20 protein-coding genes are annotated in these 25258 nt (G+C 52.2%); 7 read left to right on the top strand and 13 right to left on the bottom strand.

Features of this window, described 5'->3' with window-relative positions; translation table 11 throughout:
* The first annotated feature begins 236 nt into the window (after positions 1-236).
* From PLF13_02245 to mfd, 5 genes are all read left to right on the top strand, one after another.
* Positions 237-4910 carry a PAS domain S-box protein gene (locus PLF13_02245; GenBank protein ID HOP06093.1) on the top strand — a complete coding sequence of 1558 codons (4674 nt, stop codon included), beginning with the start codon at positions 237-239 and terminating at the stop codon, positions 4908-4910.
* Positions 4907-5659: a response regulator gene (locus tag PLF13_02240; protein ID HOP06092.1), complete on the top strand. Its 753-nt coding sequence runs from the start codon at positions 4907-4909 to the stop codon at positions 5657-5659. Before PLF13_02245 ends, PLF13_02240 begins: the two co-directional genes overlap by 4 nt.
* Positions 5660-5781: 122 nt before the next feature.
* Positions 5782-6639: a flagellar motor stator protein MotA gene (gene motA / locus PLF13_02235; protein ID HOP06091.1), complete on the top strand. Its 858-nt coding sequence runs from the start codon at positions 5782-5784 to the stop codon at positions 6637-6639.
* Positions 6640-6644: 5 nt separating this feature from the next.
* Positions 6645-7499 (top strand): flagellar motor protein MotB, encoded by an 855-nt coding sequence (locus tag PLF13_02230; protein HOP06090.1) that lies wholly within the window; start codon positions 6645-6647, stop codon positions 7497-7499.
* A 165-nt stretch (positions 7500-7664) separates the two neighbouring features.
* Positions 7665-11084, top strand: a complete 3420-nt coding sequence (mfd, locus tag PLF13_02225; GenBank protein HOP06089.1) for a transcription-repair coupling factor — start codon at positions 7665-7667, stop codon at positions 11082-11084.
* A 1-nt stretch (position 11085) separates the two neighbouring features.
* Here mfd and PLF13_02220 read toward each other — a convergent pair whose 3' ends face one another.
* Positions 11086-12117: a hypothetical protein gene (locus PLF13_02220; GenBank protein ID HOP06088.1), complete on the bottom strand. Its 1032-nt coding sequence runs from the start codon at positions 12115-12117 to the stop codon at positions 11086-11088.
* A 184-nt stretch (positions 12118-12301) separates the two neighbouring features.
* Between PLF13_02220 and PLF13_02215 the strand changes: the two genes are divergently transcribed.
* Entirely contained in the window at positions 12302-13138 is an 837-nt protein-coding gene (locus tag PLF13_02215; GenBank protein HOP06087.1) for a hypothetical protein, read from the top strand.
* 153 nt (positions 13139-13291) lie between these two features.
* On the opposite strand, the gene PLF13_02210 is transcribed toward PLF13_02215, so the two are convergent.
* The 12 genes from PLF13_02210 to PLF13_02155 all read right to left on the bottom strand — a co-directional run bounded on the left by PLF13_02210 (position 13292) and on the right by PLF13_02155 (position 22804).
* Entirely contained in the window at positions 13292-13735 is a 444-nt protein-coding gene (locus PLF13_02210; protein ID HOP06086.1) for a spore germination protein GerW family protein, read from the bottom strand.
* On the bottom strand, positions 13716-14378 hold the full coding sequence (locus PLF13_02205) for a hypothetical protein (protein ID HOP06085.1): 663 nt from the start codon (positions 14376-14378) through the stop codon (positions 13716-13718). The genes PLF13_02210 and PLF13_02205 overlap by 20 nt, the downstream gene beginning before the upstream one ends.
* Positions 14379-14614: 236 nt before the next feature.
* On the bottom strand, positions 14615-15775 hold the full coding sequence (locus PLF13_02200) for a hypothetical protein (GenBank protein ID HOP06084.1): 1161 nt from the start codon (positions 15773-15775) through the stop codon (positions 14615-14617).
* A gap of 198 nt (positions 15776-15973) precedes the next feature.
* The gene (locus PLF13_02195; protein ID HOP06083.1) at positions 15974-16282 is read right to left on the bottom strand and encodes a zf-HC2 domain-containing protein; all 309 of its coding nucleotides are present in this window, start codon (positions 16280-16282) and stop codon (positions 15974-15976) included.
* On the bottom strand, positions 16279-16863 hold the full coding sequence (locus PLF13_02190) for a sigma-70 family RNA polymerase sigma factor (protein ID HOP06082.1): 585 nt from the start codon (positions 16861-16863) through the stop codon (positions 16279-16281). Before PLF13_02190 ends, PLF13_02195 begins: the two co-directional genes overlap by 4 nt.
* Positions 16864-17242: 379 nt before the next feature.
* Entirely contained in the window at positions 17243-18100 is an 858-nt protein-coding gene (locus PLF13_02185) for a GNAT family N-acetyltransferase (GenBank protein HOP06081.1), read from the bottom strand.
* A gap of 73 nt (positions 18101-18173) precedes the next feature.
* On the bottom strand, positions 18174-19643 hold the full coding sequence (locus tag PLF13_02180) for a cation:proton antiporter (protein HOP06080.1): 1470 nt from the start codon (positions 19641-19643) through the stop codon (positions 18174-18176).
* Positions 19644-19956: 313 nt separating this feature from the next.
* On the bottom strand, positions 19957-20424 hold the full coding sequence (locus tag PLF13_02175; protein ID HOP06079.1) for a DUF488 domain-containing protein: 468 nt from the start codon (positions 20422-20424) through the stop codon (positions 19957-19959).
* 182 nt (positions 20425-20606) lie between these two features.
* Positions 20607-21509, bottom strand: coding sequence for a class I SAM-dependent methyltransferase (locus PLF13_02170; protein HOP06078.1), 903 nt, complete (start codon positions 21507-21509; stop codon positions 20607-20609).
* Positions 21510-21592: 83 nt separating this feature from the next.
* Positions 21593-22045, bottom strand: coding sequence for a hypothetical protein (locus PLF13_02165; protein HOP06077.1), 453 nt, complete (start codon positions 22043-22045; stop codon positions 21593-21595).
* Between the two features lie 201 nt (positions 22046-22246).
* The gene (locus tag PLF13_02160) at positions 22247-22585 is read right to left on the bottom strand and encodes a hypothetical protein (protein ID HOP06076.1); all 339 of its coding nucleotides are present in this window, start codon (positions 22583-22585) and stop codon (positions 22247-22249) included.
* Positions 22586-22588: 3 nt separating this feature from the next.
* Positions 22589-22804: a hypothetical protein gene (locus PLF13_02155; GenBank protein ID HOP06075.1), complete on the bottom strand. Its 216-nt coding sequence runs from the start codon at positions 22802-22804 to the stop codon at positions 22589-22591.
* Positions 22805-24735: 1931 nt separating this feature from the next.
* On the opposite strand from PLF13_02155, the gene PLF13_02150 reads away from it, so the two are divergent.
* Positions 24736-25101 (top strand): EF-hand domain-containing protein, encoded by a 366-nt coding sequence (locus tag PLF13_02150; protein HOP06074.1) that lies wholly within the window; start codon positions 24736-24738, stop codon positions 25099-25101.
* The last annotated feature ends 157 nt before the right edge of the window (positions 25102-25258 follow it).

The raw sequence follows: 25258 nt of genomic DNA, 5'->3' as shown, positions 1-25258 counted from the left end.
TCGGTGACTCTTCTGGCTCGCGCAAGATGATACTGCACAACGCTTAAGCTATTAAACCGAGTTGCCGATAATCAAATGAGAATCCTTATATCCGCCTTCTCTTAAGAATGGCGGTGTTGGTTTCCGGAAAAGCATGGTTATAACGACTGCGTTCGATTGCTTAGATAAAAAACGGGGGCATTTTGAGGACCGTTACGCAAAGCATGCATGACAATGGAATTGGACTAAGAGTACGAGTGCTGACACCTTTAGTGGCGGTCCTGGCGTTTCTGATATGCGCCTTCTTCTATTTTTCCTATCAATACCAGAGTGATGCCGTACACGGCCAACTGGATATGCGTCTGCAATCGGTTCAGAGAACGTTTCTTGGATCCAGTCGCTATCATGCACGGCAAGTGCATCAGGCTGTGGAAACTATCCTCATGAACGACTTCGTAGCTCAACGATGGTGTGCAAAGGACACCACCTCGATAAAAGCGAGATTAAACGAGTATTTTTCTATTCTGACCAAGGATCTCGGCGCAGAAGAACTTTATTTTTCCGATACCGCGGGGAACATTATTCTCAGATGGCAAACCTATGATAATCCTGAGGTATCCGGCCAGTGTCTGACCATGGTATCGGCAATGCGTCAAAAGATGGGGGTGGAAGGTCTGGAATTGGATGAAGACGGACGCCTCAAAATGTGTGTCGTACATCCTTGGGAGTATGAGGGACGGCTGATAGGTTATATCCAAATCGAGTGCGGAACCGAATGGATACTCAAGGAAATAGCCGGACAACTCAACATTGAACTGGCGGTGTTGATCAAGAGAGAACAGGTTGATCCGGCTCTCTGGACGGAAGCACTTCATTCCACCCATAGACTTGTCGGACCGGGTAATAATCCTGATTACCTGCTTTTAGCCAGTACCATTGACAATCTTCCGGCTGATGCCTGGCGGGCTCTTCTAAGCCATTCCGGAATAAATAAGAACAGTAATTCAGATACCCATTTCTTCGGGATTGGCAAGCGGGAGATGTCCGCCCGACTCACCAAACTGCTGGACAGCTCGGGGCAACCAATCGGCGAAGTAGCGGTGATGTACGACTACACGGAGCAGTGGGATCGTCTGATGGTCGATCTGCGTTGGTTGATCTTAGTGTCTTTGGCAACCGGTTTTGCCCTGTTCCTGTTCATCTTCGTGTTGCTGTCTCGTTTCGAAAAAAACCTGTCAAGAGCACAACAGGAAGTCGTCATCGCCACCGAGAGGGAAATAAGGAACCAGCGTTTATATTTATCCCAGATCGAGTCCGAAAAACAGACTTTGGCTGAATCCGAAGAGGCACTAAGGAGAAGCCGGTCTGAAATCATGGAGCTTCTATCCAATATCCCGGCCAACATCCTGGAGATTGACCGCGATGGCCTAGTGGTATATGCCAATCGGCGATTGCCGTTAGTCGGTTCCAGAGAAGAACTACAGGGCAGCAGTTTTGCAAAGCTCCTTAAAGAAGATTCCGGACTACGATTCGAAAGCGGGCTCGCCCGGGTTTTTCAAACCAATAATAAGACATCAATTTCCGTAGTTGATAGCAGTGATGTCACCTGGCATCTGGTTATGTTGCCGCTGCATCACGCCGGTCGTTTCGATTCCATCATAGCCGTCTGTGACAACCTGTCGGAAGTACGTGCCGCTCAGGAACGACTCGAATGGCTTGAGCATGCTGTTACCCATGCTCACGAAGGGGTAGCCGTTGCCGACCTGAACGGGCAGCTTCTGTATGCCAATAATGCCTGGCTCAAAATGCACGGACGCGACAGTCAGAACATAGTTGGTATTAATCTATCCATTTTCCACACCCCCCGACAGTTAATACAGGAGGTCGAGCCGTTCAACCGGGAGGTTATGAAACATGGATTGCTGGAAGGTGACGTCGGCCACATGCGAAATGACGGTACGGAATTCCCCTGTCACATGACCTCGGTGTTGCTTACCGATGATGCCGGCACACCGGTCGGTTTTGTCGGACTGGCTGAAGATACAACGGAGCAGAAACAAGTCGAGGCTGAGCTGTGGGAGAGTCAGATTCGTTTCGAACGGCTGGTATCGAATTTCCCGGGCATGGTCTACCAGTTCAAATTGCAACGAGACGGAACCATGACGTTCCCCTGGGTCAGTCGTGGTGCGGTGGATATATTCGGGACGTCGGCAAACGAATTGATGGATTGTTTCGATTTAGTGCGGAACTCAATCCCTGAAGACGACATCGAACATATCACAACGACTATCAAGCGATCGGCGGAGAATCTGAGTGTCTGGGAGGAGACTTTCCGGGTGATCGTGGATGGTCGAGAACGATTCATGCGTGGTTTGTCGCGACCGAGAGCTTTAATCAACGGTGATGTCCTCTGGGACGGGGTCATGGTAGATGTCACTGAACAACAGCATAACGAGGAAAAGCTGACAAGGGCTCTGTCTCAACTTGAAGCGGTTCTTGATTCCGCTCGCCAGGTAGCCATCATTGCTGTTGATGAACAAGGAGTTATTACCCTTTTCAACCGTGGCGCAGAACGGCTGTTGGGATATGATGCCGATCAGTTGATCGGTCATGAAACGGCCTGTTTGTTCTACGATCCCCAGGAACTGGCTGATTTCATCAAGTCGGTTAAAGGGAGTGATGTTACGGCCGATGATCCCCTGGCGCCTTTTGCCGGTATTACCGGATCCGGATATCATGAGCGTCGCTGGAGATTTTTCCGCAAAGACGGACAAGCCATTATAGTCAAGGCCGTAGTCAGCCAAATGCCTGTATCAGATCATCGGATCAGCGGATATCTGCTGGTAGCGGTTGATGTCTCTGAACAGGTCACGGCTGAAGCATCTCTGGAGCAGACGAATCGTGAGCTTCAATCCGTCGATGAATTGAGAAAAGCCAATACGGTCCATCTTACCGGCCTGATTGACGAACTGCGGGCAGCCAACCGGCAGGCGGAGGAAACACTCAAAAGTCGCAGCCTCCTGCTGGCGCGATTGAGTCACAAAATAAGGAAACCGCTGAAGGCGATGTCTCGTCTCGCTGAGCGTGTTCTCGAAACCAACCTCACTGAAAAAGCCTCAGAATATGTGGAGACGATTTCAGAGCAGGCGGAACGTCTCGTTACGTTGATGACCGGTCTGCTGGATATCACCAGTTCCGATTCCGGTCGGAGTCAACTGGAACCGATCGAATTCTCCTTGGAAGGAATCCTGCGTCAAGCTGTGCGCTCGATGCGTCGGCAGATGAAAGAGCACCATGTCACTGTCAGTGCAAGAATGGACTGCGAATTGCCAACGGCGGTGATGGGTGATCCCGACCGACTGCTGCAGGTTCTGGTAATCCTTTTGGATAACGCCGTTCATCACGCTCATGATGGAAGTGTAATGATCGAAGTGGCTCGGGAGTGTTGTCCGGGCAAGCGTCCTCATATTCGGTTCAGCATTACCGATTCCGGATCAGGTTTCCATCCCAGTGAAAAAGGATCGGTCTTTCAATTACTCACTGAAAATGAACCCAAATATGCTCAACAGCTCACCGGGGTAGGATTACCTCTTGCCGCCCGTTTGGTCAACTTGTTGGGGGGAGAAATCTGGGTGGACGACTCTCCCCGGGATGAGTTGGAACAAACCAGAGGAGGACGGGTTAGCTTCACGGCAGATCTGCTCTTGAAAATTAAGCCGGAAGTATCGCTCGACGATAAAACCGTGCCTCATCAAACAGCACAACTCATTTCTGAAAAAGTGGAAACGATAAAGCGTCTTGAGCGACTCCTTCAAACCTGGGGTGTCACGGTTGTACGTGATTACGCCAAACTATCAAAAGGTAATACGTCAACGGTTGATTCGGATATTGTGTTGATTGATGAAGCTATGTTCGATTCAGACAAACTTGAGATTCATAGTCTCCTTAATGGATTACTTAAATTCTCCGGAACTATTGTGCTGACCGATGACAAGCAGTATCAATCGCGCCCCGGTCTGAAGACGAAAAATGTCCTTCAAGGTAAATTTCATCGGGGTGAACTTTATCATTTGGTTCGACAAGTGGCCGGCTGGTGTCACAAGGATGTTGACTGGCATCCGCTCGAACTGGACCTTGACAAACTCGCTCAGGCAACGGCCCCACCGGCGGATGAGACTGACATAGAATGGGGGCGAGTTCTGATCATCGATCGAGACGATGCCGATCGAAAGGCGGCTACCGGTCTTCTGACTCGTCACAAGTTCGATGTCACAGCGGTATCATCGTTAGCGGACGGGCTGAAGCATCTCTCTGATGAGACTGTCGATCTGGTCATACTCGATATTGATCTGGCCCGGGCAACCGGTCCCGAATCGATTGAAGTTGTCCGAGATGCCGCAGGTGAAGAGCATCATCCAATGCTCGTCATTGCTGCCCCGGGAATAGACCGAATGGAGCTTCCGCAATGGTTGTCGCAAGCGATCGATGAAACTTTGACAAAACCGTATGAACCGGCAGCATTGATTTCATTGGTAAAACGTATGATTCAACCGGGTTGGTTGTCCCCTGAACAAGAAATGAATCTACCATCAGGATTCGATGAGAGCTTTTTACTCGAACAAGCCCGGGGTGATTATCATATCGCCTATGAACTAATCGGGACTTTTACTCGTAAAGCCCGGGAATATCTGGCGGAAATCGAACGGGAGTTGTCTTCGGATGAAAACGAAAGGCTCTATGCCCTGATCAGTACTTTGGGTGATGAGGCTAATGAGATCGGTTTTTACGATCTGTCGGAATTGACTGAAAATCTCCGAAAAGCGGTCATGGACGACGATACCCTGACTATGGATGAATCGATGAAACGAATTGAACGTCTGGTGAAGAAGATCACTATCCATGTAACCACCGAAAAAACGAGTGTGTCGTGAAGATACTATTAGTCGAAGACGAACCAATTTCAGCGAAGGTCCTGACCAATGCGCTGAACCAGGGGAACCATGAAGTCCTGCTGGCGACATCGGGTTTGGAGGCATATCGCTTATTGTCCACGAGCGATGATATCGACCTGGTTATCTCAGACATTATCATGCCGGGGGTCGACGGCCTGCAGTTGATTCAGCGCATTAAAGATGAACCGCGCCTGAATCATATTCCAGTGGTTCTCACCACCGCGTCAACGGATTCAAAGACCGTTTTACAAGGACTACACCTGGGAGCCACGGATTTTATTGCCAAGCCGTTTGATGTCGTTGCGCTTGGAGATAAACTGAAGAAAATTGAGCAAGGTCTCCGCAGCGGGGTGTTGGTCGTGGAAAATGAAAAGATCGTCAGAAACCTGCTCCTGCAAATTCTCCATCGGGAAGGATATTACGCTGTCGGCGTTGAATCCGGACCGGAAGCGTTGGATATGCTCAAATCCAATAAGCGGATATGCCTGGTGTTGACCGACATTTTTATGGAACCGATGTCGGGCGAGGACCTCCTCATGGAAATTAAAAAGGTTAATGAGTCGATGCCGGTGGTTTTGATGACCGGTAATACCAGCCAATTCACCGCTGAAAAGGCAGCCGCGCTCGGGGCAGCGGGATATCTGACTAAGCCGTTCAACCGCGACGAGATAATCAGGGTAATAATGCCCTGTTTGAGAACTAGACCAGCGGCTCAGTCATCTCTCTGATCCGGCCGGTTCGATCCGGATGATCCTTCGTCTATCGAACCCTTCAGAAAGGTCGCAAATTGCCGATTTATACATTGATAACGGTTTTGTAAACATTCTTGGGAAATAGCGGATAAAAGACTATGTTTATATTCATCGGCGCAGCAATTGTAATCGGGTGCGTTTTGGGTGGTTTCGTCTGGCACGGCGGCCAGATCATGGCTCTCAATCAGCCGAATGAAGTTTTGATCATCGGTGGTGCGGCGCTGGGCTCACTCCTGATTTCCACCCCGTTGCCAACCGTAAAAGCCATGGTCGGACAGATTAAGGGCGTCATGGGGGGAGGAATGAAAAAGCAGGATTACCTTGACCTGCTGGTTATGATGTTCGAAGTATTCAATGTTGCCCGCCGCGACGGACTGGTCGGTCTCGAAAGCCATATCGAGCATCCCGAAGAATCCGAGATATTTCAGCGCTATCCCAAGTTTCTAAAAAATCACCATGCTCTGGCATTTTTCGCCGATACCATGCGGGTTATTATCTCCGGTGCGGTCCAGCCACACGATCTGGAAGACCTGATGGACTCCGATATCGAAGCCTGTCATGAAGAAGAAATGCAACCGCCGGATTCGCTCAACGCTGTATCCGACTCGCTGCCCGGCCTTGGAATCGTGGCGGCGGTATTGGGTATCGTTATTACAATGGCCAAGCTCGACGGTCCGCCGTCGGAGATCGGCCATTCGGTAGCCTCGGCTCTGGTCGGGACGTTCCTCGGCATTCTGATGTGTTATGGCTTCGTCGGCCCCCTGGCGGCTTCGATGAAACACCGGGTGTTCGAGAACCGCCAGTATCTGACCTGTATGAAACATGCCCTGCTGGCCTTCAATAAAGGTGTCGCCGGTGTGATCGCAGTCGAATTCGCTCGTCGTGCTCTTTTTATGGATGTCCGACCGGACTTCCTCGAACTTGAGTCCGCCTGTAATGCTGCCAAGAAGAGGTAGGTCAGGTGAGCGAAACCGAACAACAACCAATTATCATAAAACGCAAGAAGGGCGGCCACGGCGGTCATCACGGCGGTTCCTGGAAGGTAGCTTTTGCCGACTTCATGACCTCGCTCATGGCCTTCTTTCTGGTAATGTGGCTGGTTGGCCAGAAACAGGAAGTCCGAGACGCCGTTGCCGGTTATTTCCGTGACCCCGGCAAATTCCAGGAACAGGGAGGCGCCGGTATGCTAAAAGGCGGGCGTTCGGTCCTGCCGACGGATGGCCCCACTTCGGGTTTGCAACAAAAAGCCCCGGATCGTTCAGGCGGAGGCGGACCGACAGAACTGGAAAAACAGGAAATGGCTCAGGCGGCTCAGAAAATTATGGACGAACTCCGCAAGCAGGAGGCCTTCAAGCGGTTACGTGACAATATCCGCTTCCAGCTCACCACTGAGGGCTTGCGCATTATTCTGAATGAATCCGAGGATTCTCCCGCTTTCTTCGAACCCGGCTCGGCTAAGTTGCTACAGAAGTCAGCCATTATTCTTATCACCATTGCTCGTGAGTTGGGTCGGCTTCCCAACCGACTGGTTATCGAGGGGCATACCGATGCCTCCTACGGCGGCGATGGAATCTACACCAATTGGGAACTGAGCGCCGACCGCGCCAATTCAGCCCGGGCGTTGATGGAGGTCTCCGGCCTTTACAAAGGCCAGGTGCGACAGGTGCGCGGCTATGCCGATGAAGTCCCGATGATCAAGGACAATCCTAACGATGCCCGAAATCGGCGCGTTACCATTATTGTGTTATATCATTGGACGGAGTCTCGTTATGACGAACTCGAGGTTGGCTCTGACCTCATGATGGAACTCCAATAGCTCGAAGACTATTTTTTATAGCCGACGGAGATTCGGCTTATTGATACCTTGATTTTAAACCGCTTTCGCCTATATTGGCGACGAACGAAAAAGACAAACACCCCCCGGTCGGATCCCGATCGGGGCTTTTGTGCTGTTCGGTAGTTTGGAAGGAAGAAGAGATTCATGAAAGCCATAGCGGTTAAAGAAAACCGGCGTATTGATGCTGTTGCCGCACGTTTTACCGGTTCCGACAGGTTCTTAAAGTTGATAGAGCGCATCAGGACCGACGTTCCCGATTGCGTCACGGTTACGGGACTGGCCGGCTCCACCCCTTCATTGCTGATCAGCAGCCTGTACAATACCCTCACAAGACCGATCCTGGTAGTGACCGAAGGTCCCGATGAAGCCAGTCATCTTTACGATGACCTCGCGGCTCTGATGGGTGAAAACCAGGTGGGGCATTTCCCGGCCCGGCAGATTCTTCCTTATGACTTCCGCGCTCCGGTGGGCGAAATCCTGGGACGCCGTATTTCCACACTGTCGACCTTGGTGTCCGGCCATCTGCCCGTGACAGTCTGTTCGGTGCGGTCATTGATGGAACCGACGATTGATATCGACTTCCTTCGTTCCAGTCAGGTCAGTTTCCGACGCGGAGCGGAGATCGATCTGGATGATCTGATTGACCGATTGGTGCAACTCGGTTATCGTCGTGTTCCGATCGTCGAGGAAGTGGGTGATTTTGCAGTTCGCGGTGGATTGATCGACTTGTTTACGCCGGGCGCGGAAAGCCCGATCCGAGTCGAGTTATTCGGCGACGAGGTGGATACAATCCGTGAGTTCGATGTCGCTACCCAGCGTACTACCGGCCGGATTGACGAAGTCAGCCTTTTACCTAAACGTGAAATCCCGATTACTCAGGACACTCTCGAAAATTATCTCGAACGCCTCCCGCAGGAAGACGGCGATTTTATCCGTTTACGCTACCTCAACGATCCCGAGCTGCCGGGTTTGGAATGGCTCTCGATATTATTTGGTATGAAAAGCGGTCGCCTGACCGATTATTTGCCCGACAATTGTCTGATATATTTCCAGGCGGAAGGGAATCTTCGCACCGCCGCTGAAGTAGTCATGGACGAGGCGGAAACGTTGCGCAAGCGTTTAACCGGCCGACTGAGTCGTCTCCCGAATCCTGAGGAATACTACACTCCCCCTGAAATTCTATTCACCGGACTGGCGCACTCGAAACGAATTGACCAGGTGCCGTTTCGAGGCGGCCGCGCCGACATTATCGACTTCGGCTGCCAGTCGCATCCCTCTCTCGGTTCGCGCCTGGACCTGCTGGGCGAAACGGTCCGCGAGTTCGAGGCGTTGGGACTGACTTATTTCGTGGCGACCGATACCGAAGGTCAGGCCGCCCGACTGGCGGAGTTAATCGCCGACAAATCCGGGCTCGATTTTGATCCGCCGTTGGATGTAATCAACCTGCACGGCGGGTTCGTTAACCGCCGCGACGGCTATGCCGTCCTGACCGACCATGAGATTTTCAGTCGTTATCATCGGCGAATACGGCGTAAGAAGTTCAAAGAAGGCGTAGCGATTTCCGACTATGCCAACCTCAACCCCGGTGATTTCGTGGTTCACACCGAATACGGTATTGCCCGTTATCTCGGATTAAAAACGATTACGGTCGATCAGAAAAACCGCGACTGCCTGTTGCTTCAATACGCCGAGAAAGACAAGCTGTACGTCCCGATCGAGGAATTCAACCGCGTTTCAAAATACTCCGGTAAAGATTCCGCCCCGGCGCTGACCCGGCTCGGAGGTCCCGCCTGGGAGAAACTCAAGAAAAAGACCAAGAAGGCGATTGCCGACATGGCGGCCGACCTGATCAAACTCTACGCCGAACGGCGGGCGCAGGCGGGTTACAATTTCGGTCCGGATACAGTCTGGCTCAAACAGCTCGAGACCTCGTTCCCTTACGATGAAACTCCCGACCAGATGAAAGCGATCAACGACGTCAAACGCGATATGGCCGAGGACAAACCGATGGATCGCCTGATCTGCGGTGATGTCGGCTACGGTAAAACCGAAGTGGCGGTGCGAGCGGCATTCAAAGCAGTCGAGCAGGGTAAACAGGTAGCGGTGCTGGTCCCCACCACGATTTTAGCCCAGCAGCATTTCCAGACATTTTCGGAGCGGCTGCATGAATTTCCGGTGCGGGTGGAGATGCTCTCCCGGTTCAAGACGCGCAAAGAGCAACTCGAGATCGTGGACGAACTGGCCGAGGGAAAAGTCGATCTGGTGATCGGCACCCATCGTCTTTTTTCGAAGGATGTGTTTTTCAAGGATTTGGGACTGCTTATTGTCGATGAGGAACACCGTTTCGGCGTCCGTCATAAGGAGAAACTGCGTCAGCTCAAAGCCTCCGTGGACACGATCAGCATGACGGCCACGCCGATCCCGCGCACGCTGCAAATGGCTTTGATGGGTGCGCGCGACATGAGCCTCATTACCACCTCACCCAAGGATCGTCTGCCGATTTCGACCGAGGTGGTAGAGTTCGATCCGGCTATTATTGCGACGGCCGTACTGCGTGAGATCGACCGCGGCGGGCAGGTGTTTTTTGTCCACAACCGGGTACAGACAATCGAGGCGATGTATCGCTATCTCAAGAAAGTGGTGCCGCAGGCCGAAATCGGGATCGCTCATGGTCAGATGCACGAAAAATCGCTCGAAGGAATCATGCTGGCGTTCATGTCCGGCCGCTACAACGTTTTGTTATGCACCTCGATCATCGAGTCCGGGCTGGACATCCCCTCGGCCAACACGATCATTATCAACCGTGCCGACCGGTTCGGGCTGGCTCAGCTTTATCAAATTCGCGGTCGGGTCGGTCGTTCGGCCCGGCGGGCCTATGCCTACCTGTTGAGTCCGCCGACACGGCTGATGTCGGCCGATGCCGTCAAACGGTTGCGGGCGCTCGAAGCCCATTCCGATCTGGGCTCGGGCTTTGCCCTGGCCATGCGCGATCTGGAAATTCGCGGCGCGGGAACGATCCTCGGTGCGAGGCAATCCGGTTTTATTGAGGAAATCGGTTACGATATGTATACCCGCCTGCTCGAAGAGGCGATTGCCGAGGTTCAGGGGAAACAGATCCATCGGTTGCCCGAGGTCAAGATGGAGTTGGACGCCGAGTTGCACCTGAGCGACCGGTATATCAACGACCGCCATCAAAAAGTAGATATCTACCGTCGCCTGGCCGACTGCACCACCCTCGATGCCGTCGAAAAGCTGCGCGATGAGGTCCGCGACCGTTTCGGGAGACTCCCTCGTTCGGCTGACAACCTGTTCGATGCTGCGGCGGTCAAGGTCTCAGCAGCCGTTCTTGAAATGGAAAAGGTCAAGCTGAAGCGGGGCATGGCCAATCTGTTTTTCAAACCGGATCGCAAGCTCGAACGGCGCGAAGTGGAAGCCCTCCGGAAGGCCACCGACCAGCCGATGGAGTTCTCGCTGATCGGTCATCCGCAAGTAATGATTGACCTTTCGAGTGTCAATGCCGAGCAGCGCCTGTCTTATTTACGAGGCGTGCTCGGCAAAATCTGAGCTATCGTGTCATCGAATGACGAGTATTCCACAACCGCAGGTCGAATTGACGATGCTCCGGGACATTGATGCCCTCCATTGGGGCGACGAAGTCTATCAGACCAAGGTAAAGGTCGAACAGGAAGTAAAATCGGCTTGGATTTGACGTCCCGGCGGCAATGCTGTCCGGATGATCCCAGGTGAATCTTATAGAAAGCAGATTTACGTAAAAAACACCGTTCAGGGTTGTTGTGTCTCCAATAGAAACAGTCTGCCAAAGAGTGTCAGGCCAGCCGTACTCCACCATTGAGAACAACTTTGTCGATTGCTTGATCTCACCTGTATCCAGCAAAAAGATGCTCTGGTCGCTGAAGTTGTATAACAGACCTGAGTCGTTCAAAGTGAATGAAAAATGACTCACCTTGCGAGGGGAATCCGTCAAATAGTCCCAGGTCAGATCGCTTCGTTCCGGAAGGCAGTAGTAGAAGCCGGAGTCGGTCGTATGCTCGAATATCGAGTCGCGGTAGTACCAGTAGTAGGTAGTCCCGCTCTGTTCCACCGAAGCGCGACAGCAGGTCAGTTGCATGCCGCTTTCGTGGTCCAGCAGACCGTTGCCGTTGGCGTCACCGAACCATTCGCCGGAATCCGCCTGGCTGTTGGGCAAGGTGAACTCGCCGTCCGCATTCAGATCCTCCCACGGGATTAGCGGATTCCATTGATAGGGCTCGGTGTTGTTCCAGGAGTTACAGCGACCGTCATGGTTCAGGTCCTGGTTATCGTCGCCCACACTCATGATGAAACCGTCAATGCCGTCGTCATATTCTCCGTTGCCGTTCACATCGGTGAACGGCTCGCCGACAATTATGTCCCCGTCAATGTACGGTTCCAACACTGTCGGATAGACATTCATAATCGAGACGGTATCGAAATGAACGTAATCTCCGAAAACCGGAGGCAATATGATCGGGCTAGTACTCTGGTCACCACAGCCAGGTAATACCAGACACACCACTACCACCGATAGACAAATCGTTACATTAATTGCTCTCTTCAAGAGATTCCTCCGCATCATTATGAGTTCTTGTTTCAAAATAGACTTCACCTGCGATATTGTCAAGGCCGGAAGCTGCCACAACAGCCCTTTACGGGCCAGGTTAAATACTTATATTTCTGTCAAACGATTCATCCGATATGTTCGTTGCTTGAGCGGAGGACAGATTCTTTAGGAGGATTTCTATATGCGCAGGTGTAAGGGACTTCTATTCATAGCCGGTTTGATGTTGCTGCTATTGATCGCGGTTCAATGCGGTGATGATAAGACAACCATTCAAAGCAGCAACAAAGTAACCGTGAGCGGCCAGGTCGGGGTTTTACCGGATTCGTTTCCTGAGGATGGATACGTCACGCCGGAGCCCTATAGCGTGATGACGGGCCTGCCGGCCTATCTCGATTTCGAGGATATTAACGAAAGCGATCCTGCGGCCGAAGTGCCGAGCACTCAAACCGATGACTCCTCGAACTACCGAATTGACCTCGAACCGGGCTGGTATCGTGTACTTGTGAACACCGATCGCAGCTTCCCGAGTTTTTTCGATTCCGTACACATTGCAACCGACACATCTCTGAACTTCATCGTTCAGGTTGACTTCCCCACCGCCGACTCGGTAGTAATCATCTTCGACTATCTTTCGAGTCAGGACGAACCCATGATCAGGCCATTAACACCGGAACAGGAAATAGCATATATCGGACAGCTTAACGAGGCAATTCACCGCCTGCTTGATACGACCGGAATGCGCAGGGTTGGGCTGATTGTGCTGGAGCCGATGTCAGGCGGGGCCACCTGGTATACCATACCCGTCTGCGAAGGCCATCTCACGTGGGAAGCCTACTTCGCCATTTCAATCCAGCTTCGTTTTCCCGGTTATCCGTTTCCCGAGACTATGAGATTAGTACCGAGCGTATTCGATTCAGACTTCGACACGAGTAATTTCCGGTTCGATAGCTGCTGGCTCTGGCCGGACTCTATCGGTGGAAAAGCCGATGTATTTTCAGAACCGAATATCAACCTCTGACCTGGCGCAACTCGAACGTGGTATACGTTTCGTGCGACAATTCTTGGTTCCGTTATAATTTGAATACGGGTAATCCTGCTAAAATTATGACATAACAAAAGGCCGCATCTGAGACGCGGCCTTTCGATTTGGCGTTCCTTGCCCCGTGTGCGACTAATCCTTGTCCTCCGAGTCTTTATCCCCGGAGGCGTCCTCCTCTTCAGGCGGGAACTCCTCGTCGAAGTCGAAATCGTCGTCATCGGATTTTTTGAACTTGTCTTTGAACTTGCTGATTTTCTTGGCGATACCGGGGATGGCATCGATAATCGTATCCCATTTACCCTTACCGGCCGGGAGCAGTTTGGCGCCGTCTTTATCGATAATGATAAACGCTGCCGGCTCAATCCTGGCCCCACCGCCGCCGCCGCCGCCGAAACCGGATACCTTCTCCTGGGAGCCTTCGCCGCCGCCCGCTCCGAATCCGAACGAGATCTTGACCACCGGGATAACGGTTTTATCGCCGACCGTTACCGGATCGCCGATCACCGTTTCGGATTTGGCCATTTCGCGAAGTTCTCCGACTACGCCTTTGAGTATATCAACTACGTTGTTTGACATCCTGGTCTCCTTCTGTTCTTCCTATCGTAACTTTCGCTATTTCTCTTAACGGCAGACGCCAAAGCAGGCCAATCGTTTTGCCTGCCAGGCGGTACATCGGCAAAGCCACCGCCACCCGGCCCTGAGCGGCAAACGAAGCCCCGGTCCAGTCCGGGACGAAATGTAATCGCCCGACTACGGCCGGCACCGCTCCCAGGGCAGCCTGGTAATAACCGTAAGTAACCCCGGTCAAATCGGGTTCCTCGAAACCGGCCTCGATTTTAGCCTCGAGTTCTTCGATAATCAGCGAACCGAGTAATCCGACTGTATAGCGCCAGAGAGCGCTTCGGCTCTTAAGCAGCACGGCCGCAATGTCTTTGAACGAGCGCCGCCGCCTTGAGGTCTTCTTCTCGGTCCTAGGTTTCGGCTCCGCTTTTTCACGCGGTTTATCCAGGGGGCTGCTCTTGAACCGTACCCCGAACAGCTTAAGGCGACTGGTGCGGGCGCGGTAGTCGATCTCAATGCCGCTGCGACCGAGCCCGGCGAACAGGCGGTGTCGGTCCGGCTGGTTAATATAGCGCACTCTCAGGCGCAACATAAGCAGGCCGATTATAACGGCGGCGATGACGAGCAGGATTATCCCCATAAGGGTATATATCGACATAATTGGCCTCAGTGCCTAGTTGTACGGATATTATGCGCGCTTGTCTCAGAAAATATACGGAATGGGATGGCGCCGGGCAAGCGCTACAGATGAAGTCTGATTTAACATTTACAGCCGAAATGCACCATTAATGTTTGTGTCAGGTATTTTCACCGATTCTCAAGGAGAGTAAAACGATAATACATACGCGGTAGCAGCTTCGTAATTGTTCGCTGAATACCGACCGCTGATGTAAACTACTTCGACAGCCTTCGGATAAAATTCATCTCGCTCCGTTTTTCACGGGCAATTTTATCGGGGACTCGGTCGAAATACTCCAGGGCGCGTCGGGCTAATTCACGAGCATCGTCAAAACAGTCTTGTTTGTCTCGGCAGGTCACCAGTTTGTGGTCGACTTCGATAAGATTGAAGAAGTTCCCCGGTCGCCTGAGCAGTTTATCGCGAATTCGCTCATAGACAGTCGCTGCGCTGTCATACATCTTCTGCTTGTAATAAGCTTCGGCCAGCGGCCATAAAAAGACCTTGCCGTCGGAATAACGTTGGGCCATTTCGCGGCTGACCGTGATGGTGGAGTCGTACTGCTCGCGGTCGAGCCAGATCCAGATCAGGGCATTACGAGCCGACTCACATGAAACCAGCGAGGAGTCTGTAGCCAGACGCAACTCGGCAATCCCTTTATCCATTTCATTCTTGAACAGGCCTACCGTGCGTAAAAAACCGGCTTTGGCGGATTTCCAATAGTGATACAGCCCGAGACCGAGGTAGAGATCATAAGCGGTGCTGTCCTGGTCAATTCCTTCTTCGAATGAATTCCGCGCCGAAATCGCCCCGCGCAGAGCGCCGGTGAACGAGCCGAATCGGGATTCGTAAAGCGACCGGTACGATTTGGCATTGCCGACATAGTTATACATCCAGGCTGCCGTATGGGAATCGACACCCGAATCAATCCTTTGTCGAGCTAATGCGGCGGTACGATCTATCCACAGTTTAAAGCTGTCAACCAGATACTCCTCTTCGTAATCGAACATACGTGCCAGAAGACTGACGGCGCCTGCGAAATACCCACCGGGATCATCAGGATCAATTCGTCGAAGTTTTTCAGCCAGTGAGTCGGCCTGGTCGAAGCGGTCGTTAAACAGCGCTTGTTGTGACTCGATCAGGAGATGGGCCTGGAGACTGTCGGGATAGGCTAGGGTTTTGCCTGCCGACATCAGCGATAAGAGCAACACGGAAGCACAGATAAGCCAGCCACTTACGTGATTCGGGAAATCGGCCTTCCGGCTCGGGTGAATTCGAGTCGCTTTGACTTCGGTTGTATCCTGAGCCCGCATTGTGTCATAAGGCTTTTTTAACAGGCCGCTTGGAATAAGGGATAAGCCCTGAGAAATTTGTCTCATCGAGTGGAATTTAGCTCAGGCCGGCAGGGGAACAACAAAAACCGCCGGACTAGATAGTCCCCCGGCCGGGGACAGATGTATCGACAGGGAAATCAGATCGGAAGCGAACGTAAGATGCACCTGCTCGAAAGGTCTATATTCGTTATAGAAATGATAGCGATTGGTGAGAAAATATGAAGCACCGATAAGAATAACCAGCTAAGCCGCCGCGACAAGAGTCTTGGCGGCGAACTCAAAAGGGCGTTTTCGAGAGCCTCCAAGTTCCTCATCGATCTTATCGAGATCGACAAGAATACGGTCGCGCAGGCGGGAAACACAAGCGCTGTTGTCTTTCTGTTCACTGCCTAATCTGGCGGCAATCAATTGATTCAGCTTGATTTCGAGATCGTAAATCTCCGAGCAGTGACGACACTTGCTAAGATGCTCCTGCACCTGCTTTACATCGATTTCGGACGCTTCTTTATCAATTATCTCATAGAGTAAGTCGCGTGCTTCCTGACATGTCATGTGGCTTTGTCCTTGATGTACCCGTTCTTGACTGCATAGTCCCAAAGTTGCTTCTGAAGTAATTTCCTGCCCCGATGAAGTCGCGATTTCACCGTGCCTAGCTGAAGATCCGCTATCTCGGCGATCTCCTGATAGGAGAAACCCTCGAGAAATGAAAGGACCACCACCAGACGGAAATCATCGGGCAGGTTTTCTATCGCTTTCTTAACATCATCGTCGAAGACTTTAGCGAATAACGCTTGTTCAGGATCTTTAGCCCCGTCAACCGTGGCCAACTGGCCGTATAGGAAATTGTCATCGATATCGTCGATATTGGCCGTCATCGGGGACCGTGATTTTGACCGGTACTGGTTAATGAAAATGTTGGTCATGATTTTGAACAACCATGCCCGGCAGTTCGAACCGGTCTCGAATTTGTCCCAGAAACGATAAGCCTTTACATAGGTCTCCTGAACCAGATCCTCCGCATCCTTATCGTTCTTACTCAATCGCAACGCCGTACGATAAAGCGCATCCATGTGCGGCAGAGCCTCTTTTTCGAACTCCTGCCTTTTCTTCAGAGCCGCTTTCTGGTCGGTCATTTCATGCCCCCCGGAAATGAATCCGATCCCTGCAATCGTCTCTGAGCCTTGATAGATAAACGTTTCAACCCCGGCTCAAGTTCCCCGGAGGAAAAATCAGACAAAGCTGTCGGTTGAGACCGCTGCAGGAGAATATGTAAAGACGACAATAACAATCTATTTATCTCCGTTTGCCCGATAAGATAAGACTCTGTTATTGCTTTGACAAGGCTTTTTGGATTTTGTTCCAAACAGCAGTGAAGTTAGTGACAACCAATTACTTGGCTAAAAGAACCGAAATGCCTGTAAAATCGGTCAAATAAGTTTTTCAGAACCAACAAATCCGCCCACCTCGGGATTGCATCGACGTGACCGTCTTTTTCGTTCTATGAATAGCTCGTTACCCTTTACCGGGGCTTCCCAGCGAGAGTATATCGGGTGGCGCAGGCGGGCAGGGTTCGCCCAGAAACATCCGCATTGTATACTCCGGTCCTGATTTTGCCCCAAGGGCCCGGATTATTCCGGCGCGTGCAGAATCGACCTCGGGACATCGGATATAGAGCGGCAAGTCGTCTTGCTCAAAGGCGGCGTTTATCAGGGCCGTTACGATTGCCGCCCGCTCCGGAACCGCCCCGGCCAACAGCGGACCCGCCTGACGATTAGTCGTGGTGCGGGTGGTGAACAGGTACCCGCATATTTCATTCTCGTATCGGGCTATAAATCCGGTAAAGCTCGGATTATGCGAAGCCAGTTCGATCATATCTCGGCGGTTGGCGCCGAAGCGCGGTGTGTCAAAAGCGGTCAAGTCGTCAAGGCATTCGGAACGATAGCACTCCACGGTCAGGTTCGGGCAGTCGACCGAAAACGGTTCTGACGGTTGAATCAGCCAGTGGCGTGTCGGGTAGAGTGGCTTGAAGCCGATTCGTTCGTAAAGCGGGACAGCTTTAAGCACTGCCTCCAGAAGAATCGTGCGGCAGCCGGCATCGTGGAGATATTCAACACCTCGCCGCATGAGCTGCTCACCCAATCCCTTATCGCGTTGCGTGACTTTGACATACAGCCAGCCGAGCCAGCCGATATTGCCGTATGCGGTTGCCGTAATCATTCCCACCGGTTCATTCTGTACCATAAGGGCAAAGCAGCCGTCCGGATCGTGAGCCATGACGGTGGCCAAATGTCGCACGAACCAGTCGGCGTCGATCAGAGGTTCCTCGACCAGGCGGAATTTCAACAGGTCTGTATTGAGAGATACAAACATCGATCGATTTTTCCAAGAAAGAGCCGCTGTCGTTTCCGGCAGCGGCTATTAAGTTGCTCTATGGCCGTACCGGCTAGCTGGAATGTTTTAACAAAGACAACTTCAAAGCCGGAGGTGTCACCAGAGTGGTCACGATGACCATGATAACTACCGCAGAATAAGTGCTGGAAGACACCACAGCGTGGCCGTCAAGCATGAGCTTGGCGCCGATACCGGCGAAAATCAATCCAACCTCGCCGCGCGGAATCATACCTAAACCGATAGCGACCCGGTTGGTTTTCCTATCGAATATGGCCAATGAACAGGCTTGTTTTCCGATGATGGCGGCCAGTGTCATAACCGCTGCGAATCCCAGAATCTCTACCTGAGCGAAAGTGGTCAGGTCGACCATCATGCCCATACGAACGAAGAAAATCGGCACCAGGAACACGGAGATCGGAGTGATCAACTCGTGAATATGATGGCCGTCTTTATCTTCGAGTTTTTTGTATTGCACCGGGTCCAGAATCAAACCGGCGGCAAAAGCACCTACGATCGGAGCCAGACCGATCTGACCGGCCAGGAACGCCAGGGCAAAACAGACCATGAGGCAAAAAGACAGAAACACGCCGGTTCCTCGAAGCCGGAACGCCAGATTGAAGTAAGTCGGCAGCAGGAACTGTCCTAGAACCACCGCCCCCACGATAAAGAGAACCGCCTTGGCGATAATCCAGAGAATCATGCCGGACCCGACTCCGCCACCGGAGCCGCTGGCCACAGCGGTAATGATCCCGGCTACCACCGCCAGAATCACCAGTCCCATGATATCGTCAATTACCGCCGCACCCAGAATAACCTGGGCCTCCTTGGATTTTATCTTCCCGAGATCTTTAAGAACACGAGCGGTAATGCCGACCGAGGTTGCAGTCAAAGTGGCACCGATAAAAACATGGACATAAATCGATTCTTCGGGAAGGAACCAGGCGCCTACGCCCCAACCGAGGAAGAACGGAGCAATTACACCGAATGTAGCAACCATAAAGGAAGTCAGCCCCACCCGCATCATTTCTTTCACGGAGGACTCCAGCCCCACCTCGAACAACAGGATAATAACACCCAGTTCCGCCAGGACCTCCAGAGTTATATCATGCTTGAAAGGTTCGATGAAATCCAAACCCAGAAGATGCAGGTTGCCCAGAATCATGCCAAGCACCAGCTCTCCGAGAACGGCCGGTTGACCGAAACGCTCGAAAAGATCACCGCCGAGCTTGGCGGCCAGAAGTATGACGATCAGGCTGAGAAGGATTTCCAACACCGGTCCGCCGTGACTGTCGTCTTCTTCATCGTGTTCGGCTTCGTTTGGTGCCGCCTCCGTGGCCGGTTCGTTATGGATAGCCACCTGTTCGTCGGGAACTGCTGTGACCTGTTGTTCGACACTATCCTGAACCCCCGACTCGACGGTATCGAGCGGGTTTTCATGCTGACCGAACGCCGGACCGTACACGGCGTAGACGGCCAACACCATCAGGATAATGATAAGTCGTTTCTGGGTAAGGAGCCTCACAATGCCTCCTGAACTGTTTTACTATTCTGCGTGTTAAAAAATCGCGAGAATTTAGCCCATTTTGTTGAATCAAGCAAGGATAAATGCGCAGTGATCTATTAGCACTCGGAGTCTGTTGGAGAAGTCATACAACCGGATTTTCGACAAAACTCGACTATAACTCGGGCGACACCAAGCCGCCCGCTACACGAGGTTAAGCTCCTTTAACGCGTAGCGGTGGGGCTTGTCTCCCCAGCGTTTGGGTTCGTGTGGAGGTTTGCCAATAACCACCCTAAGGTGTGGCACCGAAAGACCTCTAACGCTTACGACCACCTCACAAATGCACCAAAGGCAGATCAGCGAGGCGAGCGATAAGCGGGGCGAGGCGGCCGCGATGGCAGTCGCTCGGCTTCGTTTCGTAGCACATCAGAGCGGACAGGTATTTTTTTACGATTCCTGCCAAACGGTTTACTGCGTCCGGGATGTCCGGCAGATATTCGTTCTCGTACCAGTCAAGAACGCGCCGGGAGGCATCGGCGGAGGTCGCGTCGGAACGGATCTCTTTCGGGATGCCCAACTCCGGCAGGTGTATGTATCTGATCCCCGCGGACTCGATCGCCTCGCGCAGACGGCTGCCGGTGTAGTCCGGATTGCGCGAGTAGGCGTCGCGACGGACATCGATCAACTGCCTCACACCGTGATCTTGCAGTAACACGATCAGGTCGGTGATTGTCCGGCCCTGATAACCGATCGTGTAAAGGGCGGGCTGAAGATCGAACAGGTTGGGAGAGTTGTCCGTCATGGAAACAGAATAGGATGATCAGTCTGAGAGGGCAACGGGAAATGTGGAGTCGCCAAGTCGAGGCGTTTGGGCCACCGAGACAGACGAGACGTCTGCCACCCGCGAAATGAGTTAAAGGCCGGATTCGAAGACGGATCCGGTCTACGGATCGGCTCACTCCGGAACCAGACTTGCGATGCCCGCTAATCAGAGTCAATGTTTTTATACGCAGCCATCCAGATTGTCTCGTACCAGTTGCGACGGAGGACGATGCGGGTCGCGCTCATCCCGGCACAGTACATTTTCTCCAACACGAGACGAGCCCCAGAAGCGACGAAATAAGGATCAACCGAATTCTGCACCACCGTAAAACCGTTGTCGGTGAGTAAGCGATGCAGCACTGATGAGGTAAAATGCGACAGATGGATTTCATCCATGGAGCCATCGAGAGCGATGCGCGGCAATCCGAGTCGACCGGGATCTCGCCAACGATTGATACCGACCGACCGAAAAAATCGTTTGGCCGAACTTTTAGCATTTCGTTTCAACGAACGAAGATCGTTGGGAACACACACCACCAAAAGACCTCCATCGGACAACAAGCGGTAGCACTTTTTGATCGTGGCTCGTGGATCGGGCACGTGTTCGAGTACGTGAAAGATAGTGATGTTGTCGAACCGAGTGGAGTTATCGAAGTCGATATCGAGCACGTCCCCTTTGATGAGTGGTAGGTTGTATTTATCACGAGCGATAATAATCGCTGAGTCGGACAACTCGGTCCCCGCGACAGTAGTGAAATGCGGACGAGCATGATGGAGGAACTGGCCGATTCCCGCACCGATATCGAGAAGACTTCCTGGTTTGTGTATCGGCAGGAGTTTAGCCAGGCGACGGCGCCAGAGGTCATCGCGTGCCTCAATCCGATCCAGCCAGGAGTCGTATTGTGACGGCTGAGAATAATAATGACCGATTTCTTCTAAGGTAGGACGAGGATTGTCGAACACGAAGCCGCAGGTGCGACAGCGACAAAGGTTGTTATCCGGATCGACCTGTTCGAGATCGGAAGCGGCACATATCCCACATCGGTCAAGGACTTCCATTTTCATAGGCGCCTCCAGCTTATTCCGCAAGGAGGCGAACCGGACGACCGGTATCAAGTTTGAATCAGTGATATTGTTTGATCGTCGGATCAGGGCTCGTAGGTTACGTGTTCGATCGATTTCAGCTTTTTGCGGTTGGGATGTTTGCTGGAGGGAATGAAAAAATCTTTTCCTTCCTTGCGGCGCATCCGAATCGTGTAATCCTGGCAGGCCCGACAACGACGAATCGATCCCAGCGCCTCGCGTTTTATCCGACGGCGTTTACGATGATTGGGAGCGTAGACCGGATGTCCGATTATCTTGTAGCCCTTGAACGGATCGTCGTTGTCGTGGAATTTTACCCCGGCGATAACATTGTTGGTGCCTTCCTCGTAGAGAGTTGCTCCGGGGCATTCAATGAAAACATATTCGTCGGATTCCTCTTCCTCGATAAATATCCGACTGGATGCAATATCGCTGATGTTGCAGGACGGGCAGACCCAGACGCCGTTTTGATCGACAAGGTCCCTACCACAGTTAATGCAGGTTTGCTTTTCGCCCATAGACTATCTCGCTGTTTACCTTCCGGCGAATACTAGTTTCACGGATAATTGTTTCAAAAAGCAGGTGTGCAAAGACACTGCCGGACGCTGGGTGCCGGGCTTAACTACTTGCGGTACTTACGTTAAGGCATGAATGAGCGAGTCTTGCAATTTGCAAAACCGCCCCAATAGTCTGGCTCGAAGGCAGTGGGATATGGGGACTTACCCCTTGACCAACAGGAAAACGGAGCTGATGGTAACGGTCACCGGCAATAGCGCGACGAAGCTGTAGGAGGTCATCAGACTGCCGACAAAAGCCAGGGCAATAGCCGGAATAACCAGGTATTTCAGAGCTGAAAAGGTCACTCTGGCAACGGTCATGATGATAAACAACAATAAGGCCGCCAGAACGATATAAGCCGCATAAAGCCCGTTCTGGCCGAAATGCTCAACAATCATAGCCTTAATCGGGTCCAGAATGCCGGTGAGTTCACCGGCTTTGGCACCGGCCTGATTGACCAGTTGATCGAGTTTGGCCTCGGCGAGTTTGTCGAAGATCATATTCTAATCTTCCAACGGTTCGATTGTCAGGGATGATTCGCCCACCCGGGTCAAGCCGACCATCCGCTGGGTCAGGAAATTCTGTGAGGTGATCCATTCGTGGGAGAGCTTCAAAACGTCCTCGTGATCCATGTCGCTTTCCCAGTCCATTACTATCTGGTCAAAAACCTCGTTGTCGATGACCACGTCATCCATCGTAAGAACAAACTTTACTTTCATAACGTACCGCCTTCGTAAAGCCATTTCAGTTTCGGTTCAACCGGATAGATGCAAGCCTGATGCCTAAATGCCGAAGAGGCCGAATGAGCCCAATTATGATTTTCTAAGTTGTTCCCGTACAGTATGTTGTGCGGGCGTGGTTGGCTCAGGTGAGGGGAGTAGATGATAATAAAGACAGGCAAGGCAAGGGGGGTGAAATATGGGGTTGATCCGACAGGTGTGGGTTGATTCGGGCTGAAACAAAAAAAGCCGAGAATCCCTCGCGGAATTCTCGGCCGGTGGCCCACCCGTCCGGTGGCCCACCCGTCCACGGGTGGGAATGAGTAGTCTTGAGTAGGTCCGGTAGCCCACCCGTCCGGGATTGTTGACAAGCCTCATCTGCGGCGGAGCCCACCCCCGCCACTACGCGTTAAAGAACTCTAACCTCGCGTAGCGGGCGGCCTTGTGTCGCCCGCATTACAGTTGTGTTTTACTGAATATCCGAGCGTATGTCTTTTTCAACACTCCCGTCCACGGGTGGGGATTAAAAATCATGGCGATAACACAATGGCATGTCTCGGAGAGACATGCCCTGCTACAGGTGCGGACGAGACGTCTGCCGCCCACCAAATGAGTTAAGGGCGGATTCGATGACGGCACGCCACATGGAGAACGGTTGTCCGGCTCCGAAACAAAAAAAGCCGAGAATCCCTTGCGGAATTCTCGGCCGGTCGTATTACGGATCTTGATCAGTCAAATGGAGTCGGCCGGAAGGCAACCTGTTTTTCAGGCTCGCTCGACCCTGGACATTAGATGAGCGCGTGTCGGGTCCTTGCGGTAGTGTCGGCTGCGAATGGACGTTACGCAGTCGCCGGAGCCTGTCCTTGCTCCTCCACGACGCCTGAGTGGCAATTCAGGTTGCCGGACAAGCCGTACTCCTATTGCTCAGTGTTTTGTTCTTACGTTCTCTTCTCTTGTTGCCGATGCCCTGCCATTGGACAGAATGGTTTTCAGGTCAAAAGCAACAAGCGTTGTCCATAGGCGAATCCTCCTTGATTGCAGGTTCACGGCCCAGACGGCGCTGGATACAACTCGGTGGATGTTTTAAGCCTGCGATTGAAGGATTTGAAAAATGAGGTGGTGTGAAAGAAGTGTCTCCGCAATTAGCCCTGCGTGGATGTATTGCGGCCCCTCTTACGCTAACAGTATAGCTCGCATGCGACATTGTGTCAAGCGGAAAATGGACTTATAGGGCTTATTATCAACAAGAAAACGGCGCAGCTTCTGCGTTGATGACTCGATCGAACCTGTTACCGGTTGAAAGGGGGGAATCGATCTTGACGTTGAGCATCGGACTTGACAATGCCGGTCTCGCCGTCGTTCCGCTACAGTGTGACGGAATGAGAAGAAAATGGCGGACTCCGTGTAATAAAGAACCCCTCCTGAAGAGAGCGTTGAAAAACCTCTGCAGATGCCTGTTCTGCCGGGAGACAAACCACCGGGCAATGCGATTGGAAATTCTCACTTCATATAACGGGTGGTCGTGCGTCGCTCGCATTACGGTTGTGTCCTGTCGAATGTCAGAGCGAACGGCTTTTTTAACAAGCGTTAAAGGTAGGACGCCCGGGCGTTTGTCCCACCCGGGAACGGATAGCTAATTGCTTGTTTAGTTATCGGTGAGCTGTATCCATAAAGAGAAACCGGTCGGGTTGGTGTGCTCTTCCAACCCGACCGTGAGAATAAGAGGAGGTATGTAGGTTAGCATGACATGCGCTGTCTGCGTCCGTATTGGTTAGACAACCGAGGGTAGAAGGGGATTAATCCGGATACAAAACGATACAATAAACGGCCGTTCGCATTGTTATCGTCTTGCTGTTCCGACCGATTCAATGAGCAAGGCCCACAGTGAGCCGAACCTGGAACCGCAATCATAATCCCGAAAGGAGGATGCTATGGTAGACGGAATTCAGGGAAACATGGGAATATCTTCCGATATGATGACGCAGATGCGGGAGAAGATGTTCGAGAGAATGGATTCGGACGGCGATGGACAGATCGATCTCGCGCAGTTGCAATCGGAAGCCGAGCAGGCCGGGCAGGTGGATGACCGCTTTGAGGCCATGCTTGAGCATCTGACTGAGGCTGATACCGATGGAGACGGTATGGTCAGTCAGGCCGAGTTCGAGGCGATGGAACCCCCACCGCCGCCGCCTCCTCCGGAGGACATGAGTGATATGGCTATGTCCATGTACAGCGAGTCGGCCGAGGTTACTGAGGATAGTACCCTTACCGGCTATTTGCTCGATCAGCTCTGTTAGTCTTCTGCCCTTCAGTATTCTCATCCCTTGCGGGACAGACACTTATCTGTCCCGTTTTTTTTGTGCCAGGATTAATCCTCAACGATATCTGGGTTGTCCATTTCTGCAGATAAGATATATCTATCGTCCGGCTGGAGCCGGTCGGAATTAACGACGG

It is taken from the genome of Candidatus Zixiibacteriota bacterium (assembly GCA_035380245.1).
Lineage (GTDB): Bacteria > Zixibacteria > MSB-5A5 > GN15 > FEB-12 > DAOSXA01.
The sequence above is the reverse complement of the archived record's forward strand: the minus strand, read 5'-3'. Positions and strand labels throughout refer to the sequence as shown.

What these genes read in the sequence shown, in the direction of transcription:
- PLF13_02215 (HOP06087.1), top strand. Translation starts at nt 12,302, where the DNA reads ATGCGCAGGTGTAAGGGACTTCTATTCATAGCCGGTTTGATGTTGCTG.
- PLF13_02190 (HOP06082.1), bottom strand. Translation starts at nt 16,863, where the DNA reads ATGACCGACCAGAAAGCGGCTCTGAAGAAAAGGCAGGAGTTCGAAAAA.
- PLF13_02160 (HOP06076.1), bottom strand. Translation starts at nt 22,585, where the DNA reads ATGATCTTCGACAAACTCGCCGAGGCCAAACTCGATCAACTGGTCAAT.
- motA (HOP06091.1), top strand. Translation starts at nt 5,782, where the DNA reads ATGTTTATATTCATCGGCGCAGCAATTGTAATCGGGTGCGTTTTGGGT.
- PLF13_02175 (HOP06079.1), bottom strand. Translation starts at nt 20,424, where the DNA reads ATGACGGACAACTCTCCCAACCTGTTCGATCTTCAGCCCGCCCTTTAC.
- PLF13_02185 (HOP06081.1), bottom strand. Translation starts at nt 18,100, where the DNA reads ATGTTTGTATCTCTCAATACAGACCTGTTGAAATTCCGCCTGGTCGAG.
- PLF13_02205 (HOP06085.1), bottom strand. Translation starts at nt 14,378, where the DNA reads ATGTCGATATATACCCTTATGGGGATAATCCTGCTCGTCATCGCCGCC.
- PLF13_02210 (HOP06086.1), bottom strand. Translation starts at nt 13,735, where the DNA reads ATGTCAAACAACGTAGTTGATATACTCAAAGGCGTAGTCGGAGAACTT.
- PLF13_02170 (HOP06078.1), bottom strand. Translation starts at nt 21,509, where the DNA reads ATGAAAATGGAAGTCCTTGACCGATGTGGGATATGTGCCGCTTCCGAT.
- PLF13_02165 (HOP06077.1), bottom strand. Translation starts at nt 22,045, where the DNA reads ATGGGCGAAAAGCAAACCTGCATTAACTGTGGTAGGGACCTTGTCGAT.
- mfd (HOP06089.1), top strand. Translation starts at nt 7,665, where the DNA reads ATGAAAGCCATAGCGGTTAAAGAAAACCGGCGTATTGATGCTGTTGCC.
- PLF13_02150 (HOP06074.1), top strand. Translation starts at nt 24,736, where the DNA reads ATGGTAGACGGAATTCAGGGAAACATGGGAATATCTTCCGATATGATG.
- PLF13_02200 (HOP06084.1), bottom strand. Translation starts at nt 15,775, where the DNA reads ATGAGACAAATTTCTCAGGGCTTATCCCTTATTCCAAGCGGCCTGTTA.
- PLF13_02195 (HOP06083.1), bottom strand. Translation starts at nt 16,282, where the DNA reads ATGACATGTCAGGAAGCACGCGACTTACTCTATGAGATAATTGATAAA.
- PLF13_02155 (HOP06075.1), bottom strand. Translation starts at nt 22,804, where the DNA reads ATGAAAGTAAAGTTTGTTCTTACGATGGATGACGTGGTCATCGACAAC.